General features: G+C 51.2%; 15 protein-coding genes. 14 read left to right on the top strand and 1 reads right to left on the bottom strand.

Annotated features, from left to right (window positions below):
- Window positions 1-39 precede the first annotated feature (39 nt).
- The gene (locus tag MKY64_RS10250) at window positions 40-489 is read right to left on the bottom strand and encodes a MarR family winged helix-turn-helix transcriptional regulator (protein WP_340952686.1); all 450 of its coding nucleotides are present in this window, start codon (window positions 487-489) and stop codon (window positions 40-42) included.
- Between the two features lie 134 nt (window positions 490-623).
- Here MKY64_RS10250 and MKY64_RS10245 point away from each other — a divergent pair, with 134 nt between their 5' ends.
- The 14 genes from MKY64_RS10245 to MKY64_RS10180 all read left to right on the top strand — a co-directional run bounded on the left by MKY64_RS10245 (window position 624) and on the right by MKY64_RS10180 (window position 19,874).
- Window positions 624-950 (top strand): ArsR/SmtB family transcription factor, encoded by a 327-nt coding sequence (locus MKY64_RS10245; RefSeq protein WP_339314454.1) that lies wholly within the window; start codon window positions 624-626, stop codon window positions 948-950.
- Window positions 951-1,060: 110 nt separating this feature from the next.
- Window positions 1,061-2,356, top strand: a complete 1,296-nt coding sequence (locus MKY64_RS10240) for an arsenic transporter (RefSeq protein WP_445671722.1) — start codon at window positions 1,061-1,063, stop codon at window positions 2,354-2,356.
- A gap of 21 nt (window positions 2,357-2,377) precedes the next feature.
- Window positions 2,378-2,797: an arsenate reductase (thioredoxin) gene (arsC, locus tag MKY64_RS10235; RefSeq protein ID WP_340952680.1), complete on the top strand. Its 420-nt coding sequence runs from the start codon at window positions 2,378-2,380 to the stop codon at window positions 2,795-2,797.
- 467 nt (window positions 2,798-3,264) lie between these two features.
- A complete protein-coding gene (locus MKY64_RS10230) occupies window positions 3,265-5,241 on the top strand; it encodes a sigma-70 family RNA polymerase sigma factor (RefSeq protein WP_340952678.1) in 1,977 nt (658 codons plus the stop codon).
- 303 nt (window positions 5,242-5,544) lie between these two features.
- Window positions 5,545-10,896 carry a sugar-binding protein gene (locus MKY64_RS10225; protein WP_340952676.1) on the top strand — a complete coding sequence of 1,784 codons (5,352 nt, stop codon included), beginning with the start codon at window positions 5,545-5,547 and terminating at the stop codon, window positions 10,894-10,896.
- 267 nt (window positions 10,897-11,163) lie between these two features.
- The gene (locus MKY64_RS10220) at window positions 11,164-12,312 is read left to right on the top strand and encodes an AMP-binding protein (RefSeq protein WP_340952674.1); all 1,149 of its coding nucleotides are present in this window, start codon (window positions 11,164-11,166) and stop codon (window positions 12,310-12,312) included.
- Window positions 12,305-12,586, top strand: coding sequence for a phosphopantetheine-binding protein (locus MKY64_RS10215; protein WP_340952673.1), 282 nt, complete (start codon window positions 12,305-12,307; stop codon window positions 12,584-12,586). The genes MKY64_RS10220 and MKY64_RS10215 overlap by 8 nt, the downstream gene beginning before the upstream one ends.
- 26 nt (window positions 12,587-12,612) lie before the next feature.
- Complete coding sequence (locus MKY64_RS10210) at window positions 12,613-12,885, top strand: acyl carrier protein (RefSeq protein ID WP_340952670.1); 273 nt, start codon at window positions 12,613-12,615, stop codon at window positions 12,883-12,885.
- 1 nt (window position 12,886) lies between these two features.
- Entirely contained in the window at window positions 12,887-13,834 is a 948-nt protein-coding gene (locus MKY64_RS10205) for a DUF6005 family protein (RefSeq protein WP_340952667.1), read from the top strand.
- Window positions 13,797-15,170, top strand: coding sequence for a glycosyltransferase family 4 protein (locus MKY64_RS10200; protein WP_340952664.1), 1,374 nt, complete (start codon window positions 13,797-13,799; stop codon window positions 15,168-15,170). The genes MKY64_RS10205 and MKY64_RS10200 overlap by 38 nt, the downstream gene beginning before the upstream one ends.
- Window positions 15,157-16,953, top strand: coding sequence for an ABC transporter ATP-binding protein (locus MKY64_RS10195; RefSeq protein WP_340952661.1), 1,797 nt, complete (start codon window positions 15,157-15,159; stop codon window positions 16,951-16,953). The genes MKY64_RS10200 and MKY64_RS10195 overlap by 14 nt, the downstream gene beginning before the upstream one ends.
- Window positions 16,950-18,494 (top strand): class I adenylate-forming enzyme family protein, encoded by a 1,545-nt coding sequence (locus MKY64_RS10190; RefSeq protein WP_339257092.1) that lies wholly within the window; start codon window positions 16,950-16,952, stop codon window positions 18,492-18,494. The genes MKY64_RS10195 and MKY64_RS10190 overlap by 4 nt, the downstream gene beginning before the upstream one ends.
- Window positions 18,478-18,735, top strand: coding sequence for an acyl carrier protein (locus MKY64_RS10185; protein WP_036726742.1), 258 nt, complete (start codon window positions 18,478-18,480; stop codon window positions 18,733-18,735). Before MKY64_RS10190 ends, MKY64_RS10185 begins: the two co-directional genes overlap by 17 nt.
- Window positions 18,732-19,874 (top strand): hypothetical protein, encoded by a 1,143-nt coding sequence (locus tag MKY64_RS10180; protein ID WP_339257094.1) that lies wholly within the window; start codon window positions 18,732-18,734, stop codon window positions 19,872-19,874. Before MKY64_RS10185 ends, MKY64_RS10180 begins: the two co-directional genes overlap by 4 nt.

Below are 19,874 nucleotides of genomic sequence, written 5' to 3'. Positions count from 1 at the left end.
GAAATAATTTGCAATATACAAGTAAAAGAGAAGAGAAGGTCACCCTTTTACGGGTGCGCAGCAATTGCTGAGTTTTCCCATAGATTCGTTGAAAAGCTTAATGGACCGTAGTAATGTTTCTACTTCAAACTCACTCATGTGTGAGAAGGCCTCGTTCAGGTATTCATTCATTTGTTGATCAATAGTTGCAGCTACCATTTTACCTTCAGGAGTGAGTGACAGGTTATAAATTCTTCGATCTGCGGGATCAGATGTCTTTTTAACCAAATTCATTTTCACCAGAGATTGAACTTGTCTGCTGAAGGTTGTAATATCTGTGCCAAGTGTTTCGGCGACTTGTTGCATGGAAGGATTGTGACTCCGATCGATCTCATATAACAGATGACTTTGGGTAGCGGAAAGATTACATCCTCCTACGCTACAGCAATCCTTATTGAGTAATCCTAAACGCCGACTCATGATTTGGAGTAGTTCTCTTGGAGTTTCCATTGTTTTCACCTCTTGAACTAGTTATACTGCATTTAGTTGCAAAGTGCAAATATAAATTGTGCTTAGTTGATAATTGATGATAAAGGTTTTAGAATATAAGTATTGTCTTATATACAGAGAGGGGAGATTCAAAATTGGATACATTAAATGATCTTGCAGAAGATTTAAAGCTCCTTGGAGATAAAACACGACTCACAATTCTAATTCTTTTAAAAGAGCGAGAGTGGTGTGTATGTGAATTCGTGGATCTCTTTGACATTTCTCAGCCAGCCGTTAGTCAGCATCTACGTAAATTAAAAAGCAGCGGATTGGTAAAGGAACAGAAAAGGGGGCAGTGGGTCTATTATTCTTTAAATAAAGTAGATAAACCCCATGTTAAGGCCATCCTAAATCTTACCCCGAATGCAAGTGACCTTTTATTGCATTTGAATAAACCGTCTAATGCTGTTTGCTGCGAATGACAGTTTTCTATTGAATATATAAGTGTATAATTATATAATGATGCCTGAGATTAAACTTAACTCTTTGAAGGGAGTGCTCGGATGGGTGGAGTTAGACATAAACTGGGGGAATACCATTGGTAGCTCTGGCAAGTCTGATATTTATAGTCACTTTGATTTTTGTCATTTGGCAGCCTAAAAATCTGTCCATTGGATGGTCTGCCTGCGGCGGAGCGTTACTCGCTTTAATTGCCGGTGTCGTCAGCTTGAATGATGTTCTGGATGTTACGCTGATTGTGTGGAATGCCACACTGGCCTTTGTAGCAATCATCTTGATCTCGTTAATCCTCGATAAAATTGGATTCTTCGAATGGGCTGCTTTACATATGGCCAAAGCTGCTAGCGGGAATGGAATGCGGATGTTTATCTATGTCATCATTCTTGGTGCTGTAGTCGCGGCATTCTTTGCTAATGACGGAGCAGCGCTCATTCTAACACCGATTGTGCTGGCTATGGTCCGTGCGCTGAATTTTGATGAGAAAAAGGTTTTTCCGTTCATCATTGCCAGCGGGTTTATAGCAGATACTACCTCATTGCCCCTAGTTGTAAGCAATCTGGTGAACATCGTATCAGCCGACTTTTTCGGGCTAACCTTTATGGAATACGCCGGACGGATGTTAATGCCTACCCTATTTTCCTTAGGGGCAAGCATCAGTGTGCTCTATCTCTTTTTCCGTAAAAGTATTCCAAGAAACTTCGATAGCTCCCAGCTAAAAAAACCTGAAGCGGCTATTAAAGACAAGCAGATGTTTAAGTTATCCTGGTTTGTACTTGCGGTTCTGCTTGCGGGATACTTTGTCAGTGAATTTCTGAACATTCCGGTATCTGTAGTGGCGGGTATCATCGCGATCTTTTTCTTGCTCATGGCAAGAAAAAGTCCTGCTGTCCCCACAATAGAAGTGGTGAAGGGGGCACCTTGGGCCATTGTGTTCTTTTCCATCGGCATGTATGTTGTCGTATATGGTCTGAGAAATGCGGGCCTTACGAATGTATTAGCTGATGCCATCCAGGCCGTTGCAGATCATGGGCTGTTCACAGCAACGATGGGGATGGGCTTTATTGCCGCAGTGATTTCCTCCATAATGAATAACATGCCTACCGTAATGATCGATGCACTGGCCATTGATGCCACGAACACTTCCGGACTAATTAAGGAAGCTTTGATTTATTCGAATGTCATCGGTTCTGACCTGGGACCTAAGATTACACCGATTGGTTCACTGGCTACCTTACTGTGGCTGCATGTGCTTTCCACCAAAGGAGTGAAGATATCTTGGGGAACGTATTTCAAAACAGGGATTATTTTGACCATCCCTACGCTGTTCATCACACTGCTTGGTCTATATATAACATTGACCTTATTTTAAAATCAAAGGAGAATGCGACTCATGGATAAGAAAACCATTTACTTTTTGTGTACAGGAAACTCCTGCCGGAGTCAGATGGCCGAAGGCTGGGCCAAGAAATATTTGAGCAATGAATGGAATGTGTATAGTGCAGGCATTGAGGCTCATGGGTTGAATCCGAAAGCCGTTCAAGCGATGAGTGAAGTAGGTATAGATATCTCAGGTCAAACATCAGATATTATTGATCCGCAGCTGCTGAACAGCTCTGATCTCGTCATTACTTTATGTGGAGATGCAGCAGATAAGTGTCCCATTACCCCGCCTCAGGTGAAACGTGAGCATTGGGGATTCGATGATCCGGCAAAAGCGCAAGGAACAGATGAAGAGAAGTGGGCGGTCTTCCAGCGGGTTCGTGATCAAGTGGGAGAGCGCATCAAACAATTTGCTGAAACGGGTGAATAGTCGCGATAGTGGAGTAACTGCTGCTAATGAGACAGGAGAGAAACTATAATGGTAAATTATCATGAACTGATTGAAGGTAAAGTATAATAGATCTTTTTTGCTAAAATTCCAAATTAAACCCGACCTTTATTACTAGGTCGGTTTTTTGGGTGCGCCTGGCATGGATGATAACTTGGCGGTGAAACGAGCTTGCCACATAAAGCGAAGTTCAATACTGCCCGAATCCCAGCATGTATATGTGGTGGTCTAACAAAGGACTGTGTGTTCTCCAATATCCGTACCGGGCTGGAAGAACTGCTTCAGTGGATGAAGGAGCTTCAGCAGGAACAAGCCAAGAGTGACTCCTCTTTGGCACCCATGCTTGCCGCATGCGGGTGGTCACTTGATCGGTCAGTTCCAGAATAATGTTACATTAATTAAATCCAAACCCCCGAGTTAGCTGTCTATATAACAGGAGGTGAACGACAATGATCGATGCACAGCAACAAATCAATGCCGCACAAAACGGAGATCACGATGCCTTCGTTTCTCTTATAAAGGATCGAACGGATAAGCTGCACCGAGTGGCTCGCCATTATGTACGGGAGTCCAAAGATGCGGAGGATATCGTTCAGGATGCCCTGGTTAAGGCTTATGAGTCACTGCATACGCTGCAGCAAGCCGAAGCGTTTGAGAGCTGGCTTACCAGAATTGTGGTGAACCGGGCGCTCAATCATTTGAAGAAATCCAAGCGTGTTCACCTGAGCGAAGACCCGCAGGCGCAAGAGCCATTGGTCGTTAATGATATCGATCAAACCCTGGATCTGGAGCGTGCATTGGCCAGTCTGAATCCGAAGCTGCGTCAGCTCCTGTTCTTAAAATATAAGAAGGACCTGACCCAGCAGCAAATCGCCCATCTCCTGGACATGCCATTAGGTACTGTAAAAACACAATTACGGAAGGGGCTGGAGCATTTGCGCAACGAAATGGCTCAAGATTTTCCCGAACGAGACCTGGATACATTACGCCTGCAGTTAAGACAACAGGCAGAGCACCAGTTTGCCGTTTCACCGGATTATGATTTGATCGTCAATGACTATCAAGAGAACACCATGAGGGGAACAGGGAAGGGAGAAGCGGGATTCTTATGGGTTAAAACGGGGAGTGATGACGCCGTTTCTGCTACAATCTCCAGGGACGGCAACTTGCTAGACTATGCCATTTCCTGGGCCTCATTGGACAACGGGACACGGCTATCTGAGGAGGAGCTCAAACAGCAGGCAGAGCAATTCCTGGAAGATCATTATCCCGGCGCACTGCGTGATTTTCCGTATTGTGAGATGGAGTGGATGGAAGGGATGTTTGGGTACACACGACAGCAGAAGGCGATGGGGCTGCCGCTTCCTGAGACGGGATGCCTGATTATGGTTCACCCCAGCGGTCGCGTGGTCGGATTTAGGTACTACGGAACCGTTCCAGGGCCAGCACTCCCAACCATGATCACACCAGAAGAGGAACAGTTGGCGTGGATGAAGGCGAATTTTTTGCTACATGTGGAATATTGCGTATTGGACAAAGCCGTGTACACGGATGGTGACGATCAGGTCCATCTTGTTTACGCCCCCCGAAGTAGAGGACTAATCTATACTGCATCATCACAGGAGGAAGTTCCGACAGCCTATAGGGCAGAAGCTGTCCCTTCTGACCCAAGAACTCTGGACGAGTGGCCAGGTGAGTTCCCGCCCGCAAGAAGCCTAGAAGAGTGGATTAGCGTAGACAACGACCAATTTCAGTTAGTACAAGACGACAATATTGGCTCGAACACCAAGTTGATGGTGTGGAAGCAACAGAATGAAGAGCGTCCAGCCAAGAATGACCGGTCTTGGAAGGCCTATTGGGCTAATCAGATGGAGGGAGCGGTTAAGGCGCGAGTAGACAGCCAAACCGGACAACTGATGGACTTTGTTTCGCATGTTAAGCCAGATCAATTAGCTCCATTAACCTGGGATCGAGACGCATGTATAGAAGTAGCTATGGACTATGTCCGAGGACTAGCAGCCGAAATGTTGCCGTATCTCAAGCTTCTAACTGAAGAGACCGACGACGAAGATCGTTTGGAAATCATTCGCTTTGGTGTATATGTTGAAGACGTATCTGTCAGGGATGAATGCTATCAACTAGCTGTTGACCGCTCTAATGGGAGGGTCAAAAGTTTGATGTCCCCCTCCATAAGGCCAGAACAGTTAAAGAAGCTGGAGACCGTGCCTTCATTTGATTCCCAGACAGCCATCCTCCGATGGACGGCACAGGCCAAGCTGCGTCTGCAATGGGAACGTATGCACAATGCTAGGGCGGAAGAGGCCCCGTACGAACTAGTGTATCGAATGATTGGTAGCGAGTACGAGCGGACGCCCGAAGTGCTTGATGCGCATACGGGGAAGTTATACGAAAATACTTTTTACTGACAAACACAAACATCTTTTGTCAGTGGACAAGAACATAGCCCTATTAGAACCCGTGCCCAGCGTGGGTTTTCTGTTTTAATGGACAAGAACATGGTACTATTGCAAATTTGGTGAATATCTAATCAAACTTGATCCTTGAATAAATTGTGAAATTCTACATAGGGTGAAATAACAACTAATTTATGGAGGAGGAAATTATGAAAGCGCTGTTATATTCGCTGCGATGAAGTAAGCTGTTGATGCCTTGGTGTTTACGATAGGGGTAAGCCGTGGGTGCACGGATCGAAAAAAGGAGGATTTTCAATGATGTCAAAACGATTTGGCAGAGTGCTCGCATTCCTCTGTTGCTTGCTAATGGTGGCGGCACTAATGCCTACCAGCTTTGCCGCCGCCACTGACAACAACGAGTATACAGAAGCACTTAATGGCGACAGCAGTTCTACAGCTCTTACAAGCTTGCAGACAAATGAAACGCCGACCGCCATTTTTGGAACTCCCGAACTCGGGTCAGACGACCCGCTGTGGGCCCTGACAATGGAGCATCTCATCAACAAAAGCACTGTGCCCGGCGACCCCAGGCCCCATTCCACAGGCACAGCCAGGATCCTTTGGGACCAAGACTACCTGTATGCCCGCGTAGTCGTGGAGGATGGCAATCTATATCAGGGACCCGGCAATGATTATCAGTACGACGGCCTAGAGTTTTATGCCGGCGCTGGAACCCAAGGTGCGAATCAATGGCGCATCAGCGCGACGGGCGTGTTTTCAGGGCAAAACGCTCCAGGCAGAGCTGCGTGGACTGAGATCACGGACACAGGATATATCGTGGAGATGAGAATACCTAAAAGAACCTTGAACTTGCAGGCAGGCCCGTTTACCTTTGAAGTATATATCAATAACTCGTCGGAAAAGGGCGGTGACCGCTATGAAGTCGTTTCCTGTTTCGGAACTCCGGACGCGGCTTACAACAATGCTGCTTCTTATACAAACAGCCTGAATCTCATTGCCGCTAGTGGAGCGGACGACAGATTCTCAATCACCGCCACGGCGGAATCGGGCGGCCGAATAACGCCGAACGCACCCGGCAATGTTCTGAGAATAGCCAGCGGCTCAGACACAACCTTAACGGTTACCCCCGATTACGGCAAAATTGTAGATACCGTAAAGGTAGACGGAGAGGACGCAGTTCTATCCGATGATGGCACTTATACCTTCTCAAATGTTGTCGCTAACCATACCCTTCAAGTGACTTTCAAAAATGATTCGGCCGCGGAGTTGCTCCCCTTTATCGTATGGAATGACAACTTCGCCCGTGGCGAGTACACGACGGCTGTTATCATAGACTTAGGCGAAGGGAAGTCGGCGGAAGGCTCCAAGCTTAATCCGGACTTGTTTACCGTCTCGGCCAGGAACACGACCCTGAACGGCGACTCGGTAACCTTTGAAGGGACGCGCAAGATCACTAGGGTATACGCCAATGACGAACCGAAGGTACGCGGCTATCTGGGGACGGTAAGCCGTTCACCGGATTATCAGGACGGACTGGAACGCGGCCGTTACATCGTAGTTGAGTTTGAGTTCTATTCAGAGAGCGGCGGAAATATAACACTGGATGGCAACATGAACTCAACAAAACAGGTTTACAGCGTCGTCCAAAACGGCGAGATCCCACTGACAGAAGGGGATCCGCTTAACTACGCGGTTTTTGAACAGGAAAAAGTTGTGAATCCGATCCTTGACCAATTTACAGCACCTACGGGCAATTCGGTCAATCGCGCGCTCTACCTTCACAAGGATGGAAACGGCGAAGTGTCGCGGGGCTTGCCGCTGTATGTCTATACCCACGGCAGGGGACGCGGCGGCACAAGCGCTGCGACTGACCCAAAAGCGGCGATGAAATCCGCGAACGGCTCGGTCGCTCTGATGAAGAAAATGGAAAAGTCCCCCGAGAAATACGCCAGCCATATCCTGAATATTTCCTATAATGGCACGAGTACTCCCTCCACAGCCAATGTTAAGAAGGTTATAGACGACCTGGTTGCCAGCGGTGCAGTGGACCCTAACCGCATTTACGCGGCGGGCTTCTCATGGGGCGGTCAGTATACGAACAGCTTAATTAACGCTTATCCCGGCTTCTTCGCGTCCGCCGCACCTATGTCTCCGGTAAGCGGCTCACCGAACGCGAACGCCAACTACGTTCACACCAACCTGGCCTATTGGATGTTTATCAATGAGTATAACGTTGGAGTATACCAGACTAACCTCGCTAACTTCATAAACACCAATATGCCAAAAATGATCAACGCGAGAGCTTCGCGCTTTGAGAGCAATGAGGCTCTTGTATGGCCTTACAATCAATTTGATCAGCCGAATCAGAAACCGAATCCGAACCATTCACCTGCCCTGAGTGATTCGGTGGCGCATGAAGTTGAAGCGGCTGTTCTTTACAATGACATAACGATGGGGACTTGGAGCATAGCGCCAACAGCGCAGTCCTCTAACTTGCCGGCTTGGAACAATGACTACACTGACGTCTTTGATTGGATGTTCGCGCAGACCGCAGCAAACCATCGGCCTGTTGCCGGATACGGTTCACCTGTACTCAGCACTAACGACAAACTGTGGGAACAAGCTGCGGCGTTTGACATCAACAACAGTAGCGCACCCGACCAGAAAATAGGCCCCATGGCCACCGGCAAAGCCAAAGTATTTTGGGACGAAGACTTCCTGTATGCACGCGTTGTGGTTACAGACCCGAATGTGTGCGTCGGTCACACGCCTGGCACTGAGTACATGACCGACAGCGTGGAATTTTATGTCGGTGACGGAAAAAGTGGCTCAAACCAGTGGCGTATTGGCGCAAGCGGTATTTTCTCAGGTCAAGCCGCTGAGGGCCGCGACGGTTCAGTTACACGAACGGATACCGGGTATATCGCGGAAGTGAAGATACCTAGAAGAACCATTGAATTCACAAGCAATTCCCCGATTACGTTTGATGTGTATATCAATAACTCAACTGGTGCAGGGAATGACCGTTATGAGGTTGTATCCGCTTTAGGTAAGCCCGACGCGGGTTATGGCAATTCTGACAGCTTCAAAAATAGCTTGCTGCTGCTTGGGAGCTCCACGGTAACCAGACACCCCGTTAACGCCACGGCAGGATTAAACGGCACCATCTCGCCATCCGGCTTGATTCGGGTAGCTGACGGCGGAAGCCAATCCTTTACATTCACTCCGATCGGCGGTTATGTCGTGGATACCGTAACTGTAAATGGAGAGTCTGTAGAGATTGCAAACAATACCTATACCTTGAATAATGTGAACACCGATGACAAGGTAATCCATGTTACCTTCAAACCCGATCCGGCCGCAACGTTACTTAACTTTATCGTATACAACGATAACTTTGCCACCGGAGAATTTACCACAGCTGTTATCATTGATCTGGGTGCGGGAAATGAAGCTGTGGGTGCCGGCCTTAGTTCAAACCTGTTTACAGTATCGGCGAGGAATACTTTGTTCGACGGTAGCCTGGCATATCAAGGCACACGCACCGTCAATAGAGTATACGTCAATGACCAACCTAGACCCAGAGGGTATAAGGGTGTGAACCAGAACTCCCCTGATTATCAAGCTGGACTTACTAAAGGCCGCTACATCGTTGTAGAATTGGAATTTTGGACATTAACCGGCGGACAGTCCACTTTGGAAGCATCCAAATCCACCGTCCAGAATTACAACATTGTATCTAGTGGCGATATCAAGCTTGATGGCAAGGCTGCCATTGTTAAGTCGGCTTTCGCACAGTCAGGTACCGTCAATGAAATCATCGACAAATTTGAAGTGGGTCCCAAAATTGATAAAGCGGACGCGATGCAGTATGGACTCTATATTCATAAGGACGGCAACGGCGCTCCGGTAAAAAGGCTTCCCCTTTACATCTATGCTCACGGTTCTACCCGCGGCGGTACACAGGACGGGGATACCTTTGCGCCCATCAGGTCCGCCAACGGAGCCACCGCGCTTATGAAAAAAATGGAGAAGAACGCTAAATACGCTAGTCATATCATCGCTTTGCGGGCGCAAAACAACGTTCAGGCAACACCCGCTACCTTAAAGGCTTATATCGATGATCTGGTAAGTAAGGGACTTGTTGACCCCAACCGTATTTACATGGCAGGCTTCTCTATGGGAGCCGCTTATACGAATACTTTCTTGACGACATATCCCGATGTGCTCGCAGCCGCGGCGCCTATGTCTTTTCCACCATCAATCAACGCGAAACAAGCCGATGCTCTTAAAAGCTTTGCATACTGGTCATTCGTTAACACCACTGATTCTTCAACAATAAAAACAGGGGCGGAAGCTTATATAGCGAATATAATGCCCCTATTGGAAAACGCTAGGCACACGTTCATCGACAGAAATGAAATATTCGTCTGGCCTTATGACCAATGGACCAAGGCGGAAGCACCTGTTAATGGAACCAATTGGATTCCTTCCGGCCATGAGATGGAAGCTTCAGTTCTGTGGAACAATATTTCAGGGTACACAGATACTTTGTCCAATGTAGGTTCCAACAAGGAGTGGAGCCTTAAGCCTACGGCGCAGTCCTCTAAGTTGCCGACTTGGAACAATGACTACACTGACGTCTTTGATTGGATGTTCGCGCAGAGAAAAACGAGCGTACCCGGTGCTTCTGGTGGCAATACCGGCAATACCAGCAGTTCGGGCAATACGGGCAATACCAGCACCAGCAATACGGGCAATACCAGCACCGGGACAGTCACTGGATCGTTGAAGCCGACCTACACAGTGAACACACCGAAGGATAAGCCTGCGGTCACGGACAAGAACGGCAACACCATCCTGCCCGGCGGCGGCGAGATTACGACCAAGGGCGGGACGAAGATTAAGGTACCCGAAGGCACGACTATAGACTCAAAAGGTAAGGTGACCATTCCGGCGGGCAAGAGCGCCGAAGTGACACTACACGGCGGCGCGAGTGCCGGCTTAGACAAAGGCATGTCGCTGAACATCCATGAGGGTACGGAATTTGTATTTGAAGACGACACCCCGCTGGGCTTCCGTGTGGTGTCTGGCAATCCTTTCAGGGATGTCAACATGGACGACTGGTTCTACAGCTACGTAAACTCCGCCTACACATACGGTCTTTTCAACGGCACGACGTCCACGACGTTCTCACCGGGCACCTCAATGACGCGTGCGATGTACGTGCAGGTACTGGCCAATCTTGAGAACGTAAACCGCTCCAGCTACACGAATTCCCGTTTTAGCGACGTGATGGATGGGCAGTGGTACACGGCGGCAGTCGAGTGGGCGGCCGAAAGCGGCATCGTCAACGGTATAAACGCAGACCTGTTTGAACCCAATTCACCGGTTACACGCGAGCAGATGCTGGTGATGCTGTACAATTACATGAAGTACAAGGGCTATGAGATACCTGAAAGTCAATCTAAGTCCTTCGCGGACGAGAGTCAAATCAGCTCATGGGCGTTGAAGGCCGTTCAGGCACAGCAGGGCATCGGAATTGTATCAGGCAAGCCGGGCAACTTCTTTGCCCCCCAAGCCAATGCCACCCGCGCTGAAGTAGCTACTATCTTTATAAAGTTCATCGAATATCTCGCTAAGTAAAAGCGTAAACAGAAACATGCGGACCCTTTCGGCTGGGCAAGATCCAGCCGAAAGGGTCTCTTTTTAGCAATCCTGAATACAAGGGAAGGAAAACGTCGTTATGTGGCGAAAATACTCAAAGAAGTAAAAAAATCTCATGGGAAAGGAGACCCCATGTTCATTGTTAATAAAGAACATTATGACCAGCATGAACTGGAACGTCGAATAAACGCGATATACGCATTATTGGGTTCCTCTGCTTGGAAGAAACGGCGGACAGCTGTATGTATGAAGGAACCGGCGAATATTCTGGCCGCCACGGAGCTGATGATCAGGAATGAGGGTTCGGTGCTTCTGATCAACGGCGATACCCCGATTGAAAGCGCTCTCCGTCAAGCCGAAGACGCAGGCTGTACGGGTCTGCTGACCGACGCAGGAGGCAGCGCCGTCTTTCACCCTCTACACTCACGCCTGGATCGGATTCATGGGGAGCCGTCCTTGCTTCAATTCAGCTCCGGCACGACCGGCGCTCCCAAGCTAGTGCAGCGGTCTTGGTCTCATGTGCAAATGGAAATCGAGGCCTACAACAAGCTGCTGCCCTGCAGCGGGGAGGATACACCGATCATTCTGGTGCCCGTGTCCCATTCCTTCGGATTCATCACAGGCACGCTTTCCGCACTTAAGCGCGGTGTAGAGCCGGTTATCGTGACGGACAAGAACCCCAAATTCGCCCTGCATCTCATGCAGCAGCATGATCGCCATGTGGTGTATGCGGTACCCTTCCTCTTTCAAATTCTGCTCAGTCTGATGAGAGAGAAGGTGCTTCTTAGAAAGCTGGTATCCTCTGGTTCCCCGATGTCTGCAGAACTGCTGAACAGGCTTGGGGGTGCAGGGGTGGAGGTGATCCAGCAATACGGGTGCTCTGAGGAGGGCTGCATCTCGCTTGGCGACCGGCCCTCCGATTCCACGGATGCCGGGATTTTGCTGGAACATATGGCAATTGAAAGGCCCGGAACCCGGGAGCAGCCGGATGAAATCATCATTGCCACAGGCGGACGCCGGATTCATACCGGAGATATGGGATATTGGTCGGGTGGCAGGCTTCATGTTCAGTGCCGGATGGATGATCTGATTAATGTGTCAGGACTGAAGGTAGCTCCCTCCGAGGTGGAGGATGTCATCCGGAGGCTGGACGGCGTTCAGGAAGCTGTCGTGCACAAGGCTCCGCATCCCGTCTGGGGGGAGGCTGTCAAAGCCCGAATCGTCCGGAAGGGCGATGCGCTGTCTCAGGAGGAGGTGAAGAGGTGGTGCGCGCGGTTTCTGCCTGCTTATAAAGTTCCGGGCTTTATTGCTTTTACGGAGGACATTCCGAAGACGAGTACAGGGAAGGTTATGCGAAAACAATTGGTAGAAGAGGAGTATGGTATTCATGGATAAGGAACAAACGATAGCTCAATTGAGGCAGGTCATGTCCGAACAATTGGAGCTCGCTCTCCCGGACGTCATTAAAGAGGAAGACCGGCTGTACGAAGACTTAAACGTAGATTCGATCATGGTACTCCAATTGGTGGTCTACATCGAGGAAGTGTTCAACGTAACTGTTCCCGAGGAGGATTTGGATCCTGCCGTCTTCCAAACGGTCGGTTCTTTAGTCGATTTCATCCATGCCCTTAAGGGGGAGCCCATCGCCCAAGTGGAAACCAAATCTTAAGATCATAGAAAAGGATGGATATGATGATGAACGTGAATGAACAGGATATCATACAATTCGTGATTGACCGGGTGGCCGATTTGACCTCCAGACCGGAGCTGGCGGAGGAATTGAACGGGGACTCCCCATTGGAGGATGCAGGCGTGGATTCGGTGCTGCTGGTCAACCTGATGATGCAGATTGAACAGCAGTACGAGATTTTTTACGAGGACGACGAGCTTCTGCAGGAGAACTTCGCCACCGCGCGCTTGATCTCACAGCGCATCTTGGCCAAACGGGCCGTTCAAACCGGGGGTTGACGTGAAACAAGCCCATTGCTTTCTGAACGGACTCGGTTATGGCTTGGAGCAAGCCGGATGGGATGAACGTCCGCTCTATATCGGTGCTTGGGACGCGCCATTCAGCGTTACGGAGGACGGCAAGCTGACCTATTTCTCAGCGGACATCACCCCGTCCGAATATTTGCAGATGTTCACCCGCCTGTACGGGGAAGGGGCCGTGGAATGGTATGATTACGGGGCCGAAAAGCTCGTCAACCTGAAGAAGTTCCTGGAGGTCCTGCGGCGTCATCCGGAGCTTCCTGTTTTGGTACAGCTGGACCTGTTTCATATGCCTTATCAAAAAAGAACGTTTCAAACCATGCATCAGCCCCATTTTGTCATCGTACACGGAATGCGGGGCGGTCAATTCATGGTATACGACCGCTATTTTGAGTGGGAAGGATTAGTGGCTGCGAGCCATGTACACGATGCTTTTCTAAGCAATGAGCTGGGCGGGGGACTGCTGCTTCATCCCGAATGGCTCCATGCGCCGGACGCTCACGAGGTGGCGAGAATCTTCGAGGATACGATCGAGACCGATCCGGGTGAACGGTCGCTAACCGGCACGGTGAGGCGGAGGATTATGCAGACGGTGGAGTCGCCCGATATGTATCCGCCCGGGGCCTTGAAGGATGCTGTATCCCAGCTCGGCATCCTCTCCAAACGCAAATACAGCTACGGGCTGCTGTATCAATATTTTTCGGAAGCGCTTAATCAAGGTACGGAGCTGTATCAGTCGCAGCTGGAACGCTTCATAAAAATGTGGAGCACGCTCGCCTACCTGGCGATCCGTACGTCCATGCCGGGACGAACCGGGGAAATCGGACTGCTGGTGGATAAGGTGGAGCAGCTGCACAGGACGGAGCAACAGCTGAAGGAGGAATTGACCGATGTCTATCACCGCTGGAAACCTCGATTTGCATGCTGAGTACAGACCCAGGGTGGGCTGCTTCGACGGCCATTCCCCCCGGTTGAACGAACGGGTGATTGATGCCCAATGGACAGGGTATCTGGCTGAGTATACGGAGCTCATCCGCATTCCGCCGGTGCGCTTTGCCAAGATCTTCGGGGGTTCGCTTCGCCAGTTCTCCAAGCAGCCGATGTCTTCGCTTCCGCAAGCATCGGAGCGTCTGGCCCGCTTATGCGGGGAATATGGAATCGATACGCTTTATGTGAACGCTCCTTATTTCATGCCTTTCCTGATGCTGGTTCGGAGCTTCGCCAAGCTTCCGCTTCGCTTCATGGTTATCGCCCACTCCGTCGCATCTGCCCGTTGGCTAACAACCTGGCTGTCCTGTGCGCCTTGGATTACAGAACAGGATGTGCTGCTTGCCAGCACGGAATCTTGCAGACAGGCGCTGGTGAATATCTCCCCCCGGTATGCGCACGCCCATAAGATCCCGTTATGCATCGACACCTTGCTGGCTGCGGAGCCGGTTCGACCGCTTGCCGGTAAACGTCTGTTATCCATCGGCCGGCTGGAAGAGGTCAAGAACATTCATGTGCTCTTAGCGGCTATGGCGGAAATCAAGCAGCGTGTCCCGGACACGCTATTGACGATTGCCGGAGAATATACGGGGTCTGTGCAGGAAGCGGACCGGTATCAAGAACGGCTTGAAGCCATCGTAGCGGAATATAGACTGGAGCAAGCCGTGGAATTTACAGGTCCCGTCCACGGGAGTGAGAAAGACCGCCTGTTCCGGGAATCCAGGCTGCTGGTCAACCTCTCCACCGATCCGGGAGAGACGTTTGGCTTCAACCTCCTGGAAGCGAAAGCCCACGGTCTTCCTGTGGTCTGCACCAACTGGGACGGCTTCCGGGAGCTGCTTGTTGACGGCGGGGACGGTTCCTTCGTCCAGGTAGATTGGTCCGGTGAACATCCGAAGATCGATCTGGACGGGCTGGTTCGCAGCTGCACCGAGGTTCTGCTGGATGAGAAGCTTCATGGCAATCTCTCGCAAGGAGCGCGGCGCAACGCTCTAATGTACGACTATCGAACTATTATGCCGCAGATCAGTAGTCTCCTGAATGCTCCCCTTGGACAGATAGCGGGTCAGGCGGAGGAGACCGCCCTGCTGGAAGCTTCGATGAGAACGCTGAACGAAATCTATCATTGCAGCTCTTTGGAAGCGACAGGCTGCTTGAGTGAATCGCCGTTGTCGGTTCTGGATTGGCAGCCGCAGGGTGACACGGAGGAATGGATGCGCAGGGTGAAGCCGCTTATTCAACATTTTGCCGGGAGGAACCATCATGCACACGTTTAAACTCTTCCGACGTCTTGCTCCCTACGTGAAGATCAAATGGAATTTAACCTTGATCGCTTATGCTTGCACGTTCCTGCAATTGGGACTCGTCATGCTTCAGCCCTTAATCTTCGCCTATCTGATCGACCACGTGCTGATTGAAGGAAACCGTGACCTGATTGTCCCGCTGCTTAGCCTTTCCTTGGGAATCGGTGTTCTCTCCATCGTGTTCCTGTTTATCCGGGTAGGTCTGTTCCGCTATCTGGGCATCTGTAATATGCTGGATATCCGGGACGAGCTGTTGAAGCATGTCCGGCAGATTCCCATTCCGGAAATTCAGAAGCAAGGACCCGGGAAATTCACGGCCTTGCTCGGGATGGATACAGCTACGATGGGTAATTTCCTCAATCACATTCTGGTCGAGATTACCTCACAGCTGTTTATGATGCTGATATCCCTCGGAATCCTGTTCTATATGGACTGGCGGCTTGGCATCATTGCGACGCTTAGCATCCCCTTCCTCTTATGGGTGCCAGGGCTGTTCCGCAACGCTGTGGTGCGTTATTCGTCCGACGTTCGAACCCACAATGAAGAGATCGGAGCCTATCTCTATGAAGCGATCGAAAGCTCGCAGGAAATCCGGGCTTTAGGACTAGAGGGATGGGAACGGAAGCGGAATGAAACGATGTACAAGGGGCTGGTGAAGGCCAGCACCCGGGAAACGCTGTATGCCGTCATGTCGTTTCAAATCAGTGGTTTCGTGATTAGCCTGATTCTGGCTGCCATCTATTGGATCGGCAGCTACCAGGTGCTTGACCAAGTTATGACTGTTGGCATGATGGTTGCTTCCGTAACCTATCTGCAAAACGCTCTGAATCCGGTACAGCAGATTAACAACTTTTTCAGAGAGCTTCAAGGCGCGGAAGTTGCAATGGGCAGAATCGAGCAATTCATCCAGACCCCGATCGATCTCTATTCGGAAAATGAGAGGAAGCAGGCTTCGCCTGCAAGGGAGCCTCAGCTTGAAGCAACGCCGTCCGATATCGAGGTGTGCAGTCTGCGCGTCGGGTACGGTGGAACGGAAATCTTGAAGGATCTATCCCTGTCGCTGTCTCCGGGCAAGGTGTATGCTTTCGTCGGGCGAAGCGGGTCTGGGAAATCCACCCTTTTCCGGGCGCTTATCGGGATGATGCCCGTTCTCGAAGGTGAAATTCGAATCGGCGGACAGAATCTGGAGGAGATGACCCGCAGCGCGATCAGCCGCAAGGTTGGCATCGTGTTCCAGGAGCCTTACTTGTTCCGGGGTACCCTTATGGAAAATATTGCTGTCGGGAAGCTGGACGCAACGGAGGAGATGATCTTGCAAGCAGCCCTAAATGCGCGGCTCGGATCTCTGCTGGATCAACTGCCGGAAGGACTCAACACGAAGATTGACCATAAAGGCTTCCAGCTATCTGGCGGACAGCGGCAGAGGCTGGCTATTGCGCGTGCCCTCTTGCACAATCCCGATATTCTTATCCTGGACGAACCGACCTCCGCCTTGGACCAGCTTACGGAGAGTGAACTCATGAATTCCATACGCCACGCCATGGCGGGCAAGACAGTTCTGGTAGCCACCCATCGCCTGCAAACCATTATGAACGCGGACCGTATTCTGGTGATGGAGAACGGTTGTCTGGTGGCGGAAGGCGACCACGAAGAGCTCATGAAGCAATCGCCTGAGTATTATGCTATGGCATCGACCTTCGAGCGCGATACATCTGTGGCCGGACAGGCATCTCATAAAGAGGGGGTTACGGCATGAATGGCACAGGCACCCTCAGGGAATTGTTTCAACGTGCACGAAGGCATGACCGGGGAATCACTTACGCGGCACGAAGCGGCGAGTCCGATTGGACAAGTTATGCGGAACTCGGAAACCGCATGGACCTGCTCGCTGAACGGCTGAAGCAGGAGCAGCTGCGTCCGAATTTTATCGGGGCCGTCTGGATGGCTCCGACGCCGGAGTGTCTGGCTGTCATCGGGGCCGTCATTTTGGCGGGAGGCATTCCGCTCCCCATCCACAGCTACATGCCAGGACAGGACATGCTTCGCCTCATCCGCAAATTTGAACCCGAAGCTGTGTTCGTCTCGGAAGAGAAGCTTCCAATCCTTGCGGAATGGAACATGCAAGGGGAAGAGCTGCCATTCTGCCTGTATGCAGGTATGACAAGCGGACCGATTGCAGGAATCAGCGCCGCTCCGCGGCCGGTACGCCGGTACACGCCGCCAGAGGCCGCGCGTATGATATTCCTCTCCTCCGGTTCGACGGGAGAGCCGAAGGGTATCATGCTGAGCGACCACAACATGCTGTCCAATGTGGACGCAATCCTGGACTACACGTCTCTGTGCGACAAGGACATCGTTCTGCTCTCGAAGTCACTGGGGTACTGCTCGACCATTGTTGGGGAATGGTTTGCTGCCATGGCCTCCGGAGCCAATCTTGTGCTAAGCGGGGGCTTCGTGCATCCCTTCGAGATGATCCAGTGCGTCCGTACGAACAAGGTGACCTTCTTATGTACTGTACCATCTGCGATCCTGCCTCTAATCCATTCCGCCAAATGGTCGGCGGAGGATCTGCTCACGCTTCGGCAGATGCTCATTGTCGGCGGCCCGATGCCTGCCGTCATGCTGCTTCGTCTGGCTGACCGTCTGCCTCACGTGCGGCTGACGCCCTCCTATGGACTGACCGAAGCATCCCCGCGCGTCTCATATTTGCCCTATGCGCAGTTGAGGACGAAGCCGCAATCCGCCGGAATACCCATTAACGGCGTCGAGCTGGCCATCGTTCAGGACGGAAGGGAGGCGGCAACAGGGGAGAGTGGAGAGGTGGTCGTTCGCGGGCCGAATGTGATGATCGGCTATTATGACGATCCGGATCGCACCCGCGAGATCCTAGGCCCCCTTGGCCTGCATACCCGGGATACCGGCTATCTGGACGAGGATGGATATTTGCACTTGACCGGGCGGACCGATAACGCTCTCCTTGTCGGGGGACATACGGTGTACCCGGAAGCGGTCGAAAGCGTCCTATTAAGCTTGCCTGGGGTGGCGGACGCTGCTGTGTCGGCCGTAGAAGACCTTCAATGGGGACATCGTCTGATTGCCGTGGTCGTATCCGAAGCTTCCACAGAGCCTGTCAGCAGCTCGGAGCTGCATGCCTGGTGCGTAAAGCGGTTATCCTCGGCCTTGCGTCCCAGAGAATTCCGCTTCGTTACGGCTCTGCCCAGAACCGCCAGCGGAAAGCTGGACCGCAAAGCCCTGAAATCTATGGTGAAGGAGGAAGAGCATGTCCACCGAGCATGAAGATCTATTCTTTAAGGTGAGAGAAACAATAGCCGCTGTGGCCAAGAGGCTAACAAGCGAGGTCGAGCTGGACCATGCCTTGGTAGATGATCTGGGAATCGACTCCATTCAAATCCTGGAGCTTCTGGCGGCCCTGGAGGATACATTCAGCTTTGAGCTGGATGTGGACGATATTCGCCCGGAATCGTTCCGAAGCGTCCAGGCCGTATTGCATTTAGTAGAACGCAAGGTGGCTTCATGAAAGTGTTCACCTCGGGCCATTTGCAAGAGCTGGCCGACGAATTGCGCCGGACTTATCCGTTTTATAACCCTTATACGGACGTTGATTTCCATCAGCTGCCGATTACAGACAAACACTTGATCGCAGGCAACCGCGCCCTTTTCGAACATCCCGATGCGGGGCGGGTGATCGAATCGTTCACCTCGGGAACTACCGGAGTGCCGCTGCGCTGCGTGAAAACCCCGGAGGAGATATGGAAGCTCTCGCTGACCCTGTATAGGCATAGAAAAAAGTGGGGGCTGCCGCTCAGACACCGGATGCTGCTGCTGAGCAACCGTCTGCTGGCGGAGCCCAGGTCCCTTAGTCATTATGCAGAGCTGATGATCAGGGAAGATCCTCATTATATCCAGGGGAGAGCTTCCGCTCTCTGCGCGTTGGCCGAATATATGCGTGACGGGGGATATTCGTTGCCGTCTTCCCTCCTGTTTACCCAGAACTGGGGCGAAACGCTGCATGGCTCCCAGAAAGAACGGATCGAGGAGGTGTTCCGCGTTCCATGCGTAGACTATTACGGTTTGGAAGAGTTCTGGTGTATCGCGTTCGCAGGCCAGAGCGGCCAACTGGAAATCGATGAGTCCGCCGTATATGTGGAAATTATCGATTCGGCCTCCGGACTCCATGTAGAGGAGGGGGAATTCGGCGAAGTGTTGGTCACCTCGCTGATCATGAGGAGTCTGCCTTATGTCCGTTACCGGACAGGGGATATCGGAAGTATTCGCAGGGACCCTGAAACCGGCCGTCTCCTTCTTGGGCTGCTTCCCGTTCGAACATCCCAGATTCGGCTGCCTGGAGCGCAGGTGCATTCCGCCGTCTTCCGGTATTTGGACAAGTTTTTTTGGGAGCTTGCTGCAGCCAGAGGAGTCCGCCAATTTCAGATCGTGCAGAATACGTACACCTCTTTTTCCGTCCGGCTGGCGACTGAAGCCTCGCCAAGCGAGTTCGAGGACGTGCAGACCAAGCTATCCGTTTTTCTTCACCAAGCGGCGGGCAAGCCGGTGAAATTGTCCATAGAAACCGTCTCAAGGCTCGAAGCCGATCCTGTCAGCGGCAAAATACCGTCCTTTGTTTGCCTTATTTCCTCAAATGAAGAAGGAGAATGA

This window comes from Paenibacillus sp. FSL R7-0210 (genome assembly GCF_038009085.1).
In the GTDB taxonomy this organism is placed as follows: Bacteria; Bacillota; Bacilli; order Paenibacillales; family Paenibacillaceae; genus Paenibacillus_AQ; species Paenibacillus_AQ silagei.
This window is presented reverse-complemented; position numbering and strand designations above follow the sequence as displayed.